A 7,078-nucleotide genomic window follows, 5' to 3' on the forward strand; every position below is an offset into this window, starting at 1 on the left:
GCGCAGCGACGCATCCAGGCTCAGCGCCGCGGGCTGCAGGTCGTTGCCGAGCAGCGGCGCCAACTCGGCCGGATCCCCCGAGGCCAATGCGGCCAGCACCGGTTCGGGAGATTCGAGGCGGGGTGGCAGGTTGCGATCACCCGCGGCCCGCAACCGGTCGATCTCACCGAAGACCTTCGGGGTGGACAGTCCGGTCGCGGAGAATGCCAGAACCCAGTGGAAAGTGTTGCGCGCCAGCACTGTTGCCAGTTCCTCGCCCCGACCGGTGCCCAGCGCCGTGCCACCGTGCAGGGCGAACGGCACATCACTGCCGAGCTGAGCTCCGAGGGCGTGCAGGTCACGCCGCGGTACGCCGAGTTCCCACAACGCGTTCATCGCCACCAGCACGGCAGCCGCGTCGGCACTTCCACCGGCCATACCGCCGGCGACCGGGATCGTCTTCTCGATCGAGATCGCGACGTCCGGAGCCCGCCCGACATGTTCGGCCAACAGTTCCGCCGCCCGCCATGCGAGATTGCGCTCATCGGTCGGCAACGATTCCGCGCCCTCGCCCGAGACCTCCAGGCTCAACATGTCGGCGTTGGCGACCGTCACCTCGTCGAGCAGCGAGACGGCGTGGAAGACGGTCCTCAGCTCGTGATAGCCGTCATCGCGTCGATCTCCCACCTCCAGATAGAGGTTGACCTTGCCCGGCACCCGGACGTTGACCGACCCGGTGGGGACCCACTCAGATGCTGTATTTCCGTCACGCGCGGACACGGCACGACACTAACGCTGCAAGAACTCGCGGGCGCATTCGACGCCCGACCCGTCGGATCAGAGCGCGCTGTGCGACTGCTGGTCGGTGTCGGAGACGGGTTCTTCGACCGCCGCCGGTTCGACCTTGGGCGTGACGTGCCAGTCCTCGGAGCGTTGGAGCAGCCGCACGAAGTCGGCGACCGCGAGCGTCTCCCCTCGGCGGGACGGGTCGATGCTGGCAGCCAGCAAACGGCTGGCCGATTCATTGCCAGATCCTGCCCATTCGGCGAACGCATTGCGCGAGGTCTTACGTCGCTGGGCGAACGCCACGTCGATGAGCTCGAAGACCTGCTCGCGGAACTCCGGATCCGTCGGCCACGGCGAAGTTTCGTACCGATCGAGCCGCACCAGGCCGGAATAGACCCGCGGGATGGGCCAGAAAACCGTGGGCGACACCGTGCCGTAGCGCCGGACGTTGCCAAAAAAGCGGACCTTGGCACTCGGCACGCCGTAGTCCTTGCCACCGGGTTCGGCGGCGAGCCGCTCGGCGACCTCGAGCTGCACCATCACCATGACCGTGCGGATCGACGGGAACTCCTCGAGCATGTTCAGTAGCGCCGGCACGGCCACGTTGTAGGGCAGGTTGGCCACCAGTGCGGTCGGCATCTCGGTCATGTCCGACTGTTTGAACGTCAGAATGTCGCGGTTGAGCACCGTGAGGCGGTTGATCTCGCTGTGCGAGTGATCGCCGATGGTCGTCGGCAGCTGGCGGGCCAGGACCGGGTCGATCTCCACCGCGGTGACCTTGGCCCCACGATCGAGCAGCGCCAATGTCAGCGAGCCCAGACCGGGACCGACCTCCAGAACATGATCGGACCGGTTGATCCCGGAGGCCGACACTATTCGGCGCACGGTGTTGGCGTCGTGGACGAAGTTCTGGCCGAACGACTTGCGCGGCCTGAAGTCCATGGCCTTAGCCAGGTGTCGAATCTCGGTTCGCCCGAGGAGTCGAATTGTCACGAAGCACCGATCCTCCCGCTACAGGTCGGCCACGCCCCCCAACCCTGACGCGCCCGAGTTACCTCAGCAATCGCGATCTGCTCTTCTCTTGTTGCCAGATCTGCCCTCGCAGCATAGCGCAGACCACCGCTGCGCTCCCATGTGTTTTGGTCAAATTGCACCCCACCGAAATATCCGTTGCCGGTATTGATGGCCCAGTTACCTCCCGCTTCACAGCGGGAGAGGGCGTCCCAGGTGGCTCCGTTGGAGACCGGAGGTACCTCGGTGCCCGGTTTTGCGCCGACTCTCAGCACACCATCGCGCGCGGGCGTGACGACGACATTGGCTACTGGCAAACGGCCCGTTTCGACCCCGTTGACCGTCGCGACCGCGAAGGTGACGTCCTGGGTGCCGGGGCTGCCGGGGTTCTCCACGATCTGCCGACTCATGTTGAGTGTCACATCGTCGATGCGCTGGTTGTTCGGGGTGAGCGGCACCCGCTGGGTCACTTTCGCGACGCGGATCCGGGTGACCTGAACCTCCATGCCGTCGGTGACGGGCGTGGACGGTGCGGGAGCGACGGTGTCGCTTTGCTGCAGCGGAATTCCCGCCGCGTCGAGCAGAGCGGCCACGTTCGGCGCGGCCACGCGCACGGTGCGGATCTGGCCACCATCGTTGACCTGCACCGACTTCGGACCCACCACGGGCAGCGACATACCCCCGAGCGGCACGCGGCTGCCACGCGAGGCCGCCAGCGGCGCCTTGTCCGTCATCTCCAGTTCGGCCAGCGCCTCCTGCACCGTGGAGGCCGTGGTCCAGACCTGCTCGGTGCCGCCACCGTCGGTCGAGATCTCCAGGGGCCTGCTGCGACGCAGGACGATCGTCTCGGACTGGCGGACGGAGGCATCGGCGGCGGGGAACAGATCGTCTCGGTCGCCGACCTCGAAGCCGTTCTCCTCGACGACGTCGATGACCCGGGTCTTCATCGTCGGGACCGTCATGGAGGCGCCGTCGACGGTCAAGGTCACGGTCTTGTGCGCCGCCACGGCGGTGCCACCGGCAAAAACGAGCGTCAGCAGCATCGCAGCAACGACGGCGCGCAACATGGGCGAGCGCGATTGATGAAGTTGGTTCAGAGCATTCAAGGTCGTCGTCTATCCCCGACTAGGTAATACGGGCGGCAGAGCGGCCGTTCCGCGTTTGATTACAAGACGGTAACGAAAAGGCCTACGAGCAGCAACTCTGCAGCCCGTACACCCGCTCGGCAGTCGCGGAACTCTCCTGGGCGATCGTCTCCGCGGGCCGGCCGACGACGTCGGCCAACGCTCGCACAGTGTAGGGCAGGCAGTACGGCTCGTTCGGCGCACCGCGATAGGGGTGCGGGGTCAGGAACGGCGCGTCGGTCTCGACGAGCAGCTGGGCCGGCGGAATCAGCGGGGCAGCCTCCCGCAGCTCACGGGCATTGCGGAAGCTCACCGTCCCGGACAGGCTGAGCAGCCAGCCGGCCGCCACACATGTCCGCGCCATGTCCACGCCGGACGAGAAACAGTGGAAGATCACATTCTCGGGCGCACCCTCGGCACGCAGCACGTCGAGCACGTCGGCATCGGCGTCGCGGTTGTGGATCATCAGCGGCTTGCCGGTCCGCTTGGCCAGATCGATGTGCCAGGCGAACGCCTCACGCTGTTCGGCCGGTTCGGCACAGCCCTCCAACCGGCCGGGCCAGTACCGGTCCATGCCGGTCTCCCCGATCGCGACCACCCGCGGATGCTCGGCCAGGCGTTCGATCACCGTCCGCGCCTCCTCGGTCAGCGCGTTGGCACGGGTGGGATGCAGGGCGACCGCGGCGTACACCCGAGAATCCCAGTCGGCCGCTTCGACCGCCCACCGGGCGGATGCCAGGTCATCGGCGATCGTCACGACCGCGCGGACTCCGGCGGTCGCGGCCCGATCCAGGATCGCGCGGACGTCGTCGGCGTCGGTGGCGCCGCAAGCGTCCAGGTGGGTGTGAGCGTCGACGAGGGGGGTGAGGGGGTCCGGAACGGGGGGCGGCTCACGCCGCTGTTTCGTGGAGCTCACCGCTCACACTTTAAGGTGACTTCCTGATGACCACCCCATTCCCCGGCGCGGGGACGCGCACCCCAGGTGCGCCGTTCTACGTCACCACAGCGATCGCGTATCCCAATGGGACCCCGCACATCGGTCATGCGTACGAGTACATCGCGACCGATGCCGTGGCCAGGTTCAAACGCCTCGACGGTTTCGACGTCCGGTACCTGACGGGTACCGACGAGCACGGGCTGAAGATGGCCCAGACCGCCGCCGCCGAGGGCATCCCGACCGCCGACTTGGCGCGCCGCAACTCCGACGCGTTCCAGGCGATGCAGAAACGCCTCGGCGCGACGTTCGACCGCTTCATCCGCACCACCGACGCCGACCATCTCGATGCTTCCGTCGAGATCTGGAAGCGGATGGACGCCGCGGGCGACATCTACCTCGACTCCTACTCGGGCTGGTACTCGGTACGCGACGAACGCTTCTACACCGACGACGAGCTCGAGGAACGCCCCGACGGGTCACGGGTGTCCACCGAGACGGGCACCGAGGTGACCTGGACCGAGGAGCAGACGTACTTCTTCCGGCTGTCGGCCTACACCGACCGACTGCTCGCCCACTACGAGGCGCATCCCGAGTTCATCGGCCCCGACGTGCGGCGCAACGAGATCGTCAGCTTCGTCTCCGGCGGGCTGCGCGACCTGTCCATCTCACGGACCACGTTCGACTGGGGAGTGCCGGTCCCCGACCACCCCGACCACGTCATGTACGTGTGGGTCGACGCGCTGACCAACTACCTGACCGGTGTCGGCTTCCCCGACACCGACTCCGAGGACTTCAGGAAGTACTGGCCGGCCGACCTGCACATGATCGGCAAGGACATCATCCGGTTCCACACCGTGTACTGGCCGGCATTCCTGATGTCGGCCGGCATCGAACTACCCCGCCGGGTGTACGTGCACGGGTTCTTGCTTGTCAGCGGCGAGAAGATGAGCAAGTCGGTGGGCAACGTCGTCGACCCGGTCGCGCTCGTCGACGCGTTCGGGCTCGACCAGGTGCGCTACTTCCTGCTGCGCGAGGTGCCGTTCGGTCAGGACGGCAGCTACAACGAAGAGGCCATCATCGGCAGGATCAACGCCGACCTCGCCAACGAATTCGGCAACCTGGCCCAGCGCTCGCTGTCGATGGTCAACAAGAACCTCGACGGCGTAGTGCCGGAACCGGGACCGTTCACCGACGCCGACCGGGAGCTGCTGGCGCTCGCCGACGCGCTGTTGCCGAAGGTCCGGGCGCACTACGACGTTCCCGCCATGCATCTGGCACTCGAGGCGATCTGGTCGGTGCTGGGCGCAACCAACCGGTACTTCTCGGCGCAGGAACCGTGGGTGCTGCGCAAGACCGACCCGCAGCGCTTCGCGACGGTGCTCTACACAACGCTCGAGGTCGTGCGCATCGCGGCGCTGCTGAGCCAGCCGGTGATGCCGGACTCGACCGCCAAGCTCCTCGCCCTGCTCGGCCAGCCGGAGGATCAGCGCGACTTCACCGCGATCCCGGTGCGGCTGGCGCCCGGGTCTGCGCTGCCCGCCCCCACCGGGGTCTTCCCGCGGTACCAGACCGACTGACTCCTTCCTCTATCTGTGTGATGCGCGTCACGTCGTGTCACATCGGGCGGCTCCGCGGTGTCTCGAGGGCATGTCCGAGAGAAAGAGAGACACCATGACCGAGAAGACAGCCCGCGTCGTCGTGATCGGCGGCGGTTACGCCGGAGTGATGGCGGCCAACCGGATCCAGGGGGCCGGCGCCGCGGTGACGCTGGTCAACCCCCGCGCGAAGTTCGTGGAACGCATCCGGCTGCATCAGCTGGCCATCCAGAATGATGACGCCGTCGAAGAGTTCGCGACGCTGTTGAACCCGGGTGTGCGACTGGTGATCGACGGCGCCGAGCGCATCGACGCCGCAGCGCGCACCGTCGCGCTGACATCCGGGGCGACGCTGGCCTACGACTACCTGGTGTACGCCGTCGGCAGTACCGGCGCGGTGCCCGCCGGGGTGCCCGGCGCGCGGGAGTTCGCCTATCCCCTCAGTGAACTCGAGCAGGCCGAGCGACTGCGCGCACGACTGGCCGACCTGCACGTGTCCGCGCCGATCGTTGTGGTCGGCGGCGGCCTGACGGGAATCGAGGCGGCTTCGGAATTCGCGGAGGCGGGCCGTTCGGTCACCCTCGTCGGCGAGCTCGGCCCGTCGTTGAGCGAGCCGGGCCGACGGTCGGTGGCCAAGCAGCTGCACAAGCTGGCGGTCGCGGTCATCGAGACGACGGTCACGGAGGTGACGGTCTCGGAGGTGGTGCTCGCCGACGGCCGGCGGCTGCCGAGTGCGGCGACGGTGTGGACGGCCGGGTTCGGCGTGCCCGGACTGGCCGCCGACAGCGGTCTGGCCACCGACGGAATCGGCCGACTACTCACCGACGAGACGCTGACCAGCATCGACAATCCCCACATCGTGGCCGCCGGGGATGCGGCGGCGCCGTCGGGGCTGCCGTACCGGATGAGCTGCCAGGCGGGGCTGCCGCTGGGAGCGCAGGCGGCGAACACCGTGCTGAGCCGAATCAGCGGCGTCGACGCTGCCGATGTCAGCGTGCCGATGTCGGCTCAATGCATCAGCCTGGGCCGCCGCGGAGGCACCCTGCAGTTCCAGCACAAGGACGACACCCCCACCAACTTCTATGTCGGCGGGCGCGCCGGCGCGTTGATCAAAGAGCAGGTGTGCCGCTGGACGCTGAAGTGGATGCGGGGCGAGGCCGTCAAACCGGGCTCCTACAAGTCCCAGAAGGGTCCCGACCGCAAAGCTGCACTCGCCGCCCGCGAATCGGCGACCATGGCATCATGACCGCCACGCCGGGTGACGTGCACGCCGAACGGTTCACGATGTTGCGGCCGCTGCTGTTCACGATCGCCTACGAGATCCTGGGCAGCGCAACAGAATCCGACGATGTCCTGCAGGAGAGCTACCTGCGGTGGGCTGAGGTGGACCTGGCCGCGGTCACCGACACCAAGGCCTACCTCGCCCAGCTCGTCACCCGGCAATCGCTGAATGCGCTGCGGGCGCAGTCGCGGCGCCGCGAAGACTACATCGGGCCGTGGCTGCCCGAGCCGCTGCTGACCGAGCAGGATGCGTCCGCCGACGTGGTGCTCGCCGAGTCCGTGTCGATGGCGATGCTGGTGGTGCTGGAGACGCTGGGACCCGATGAACGCGCGGTTTTTGTGCTGCGGGAAGTGTTCGGCTTCTC

Annotated in this window: 7 protein-coding genes; 3 read left to right on the plus strand and 4 right to left on the minus strand. The window is 67.5% G+C overall.

What is annotated here, in order from left to right:
• The 4 genes from WA965_RS12860 to WA965_RS12875 form a co-directional block, all read right to left on the minus strand.
• Positions 1 to 759 (minus strand): 4-(cytidine 5'-diphospho)-2-C-methyl-D-erythritol kinase (locus WA965_RS12860; RefSeq protein WP_526447591.1); only part of this gene is annotated, 759 nt, incomplete at its 3' end.
• Between the two features lie 57 nt (positions 760 to 816).
• Entirely contained in the window at positions 817 to 1,707 is an 891-nt protein-coding gene (gene rsmA, locus WA965_RS12865; protein WP_526296279.1) for a 16S rRNA (adenine(1518)-N(6)/adenine(1519)-N(6))-dimethyltransferase RsmA, read from the minus strand.
• 47 nt (positions 1,708 to 1,754) lie between these two features.
• Positions 1,755 to 2,882: a transglycosylase family protein gene (locus WA965_RS12870; protein ID WP_526296277.1), complete on the minus strand. Its 1,128-nt coding sequence runs from the start codon at positions 2,880 to 2,882 to the stop codon at positions 1,755 to 1,757.
• 82 nt (positions 2,883 to 2,964) lie between these two features.
• Complete coding sequence (locus WA965_RS12875; protein ID WP_526296275.1) at positions 2,965 to 3,816, minus strand: TatD family hydrolase; 852 nt, start codon at positions 3,814 to 3,816, stop codon at positions 2,965 to 2,967.
• 26 nt (positions 3,817 to 3,842) lie between these two features.
• Between WA965_RS12875 and metG the strand changes: the two genes are divergently transcribed.
• The 3 genes from metG to WA965_RS12890 all read left to right on the plus strand — a co-directional run.
• Entirely contained in the window at positions 3,843 to 5,414 is a 1,572-nt protein-coding gene (gene metG, locus WA965_RS12880) for a methionine--tRNA ligase (protein WP_526296273.1), read from the plus strand.
• A 94-nt stretch (positions 5,415 to 5,508) separates the two neighbouring features.
• Positions 5,509 to 6,678 (plus strand): NAD(P)/FAD-dependent oxidoreductase, encoded by a 1,170-nt coding sequence (locus WA965_RS12885; protein ID WP_526296271.1) that lies wholly within the window; start codon positions 5,509 to 5,511, stop codon positions 6,676 to 6,678.
• Positions 6,675 to 7,078 (plus strand): sigma factor (locus WA965_RS12890; protein ID WP_526447593.1); only part of this gene is annotated, 404 nt, incomplete at its 3' end. The genes WA965_RS12885 and WA965_RS12890, both read left to right, overlap by 4 nt.

Source organism: Mycobacterium sp. (assembly GCF_049683935.1).
In the GTDB taxonomy this organism is placed as follows: Bacteria; Actinomycetota; Actinomycetes; order Mycobacteriales; family Mycobacteriaceae; genus Mycobacterium.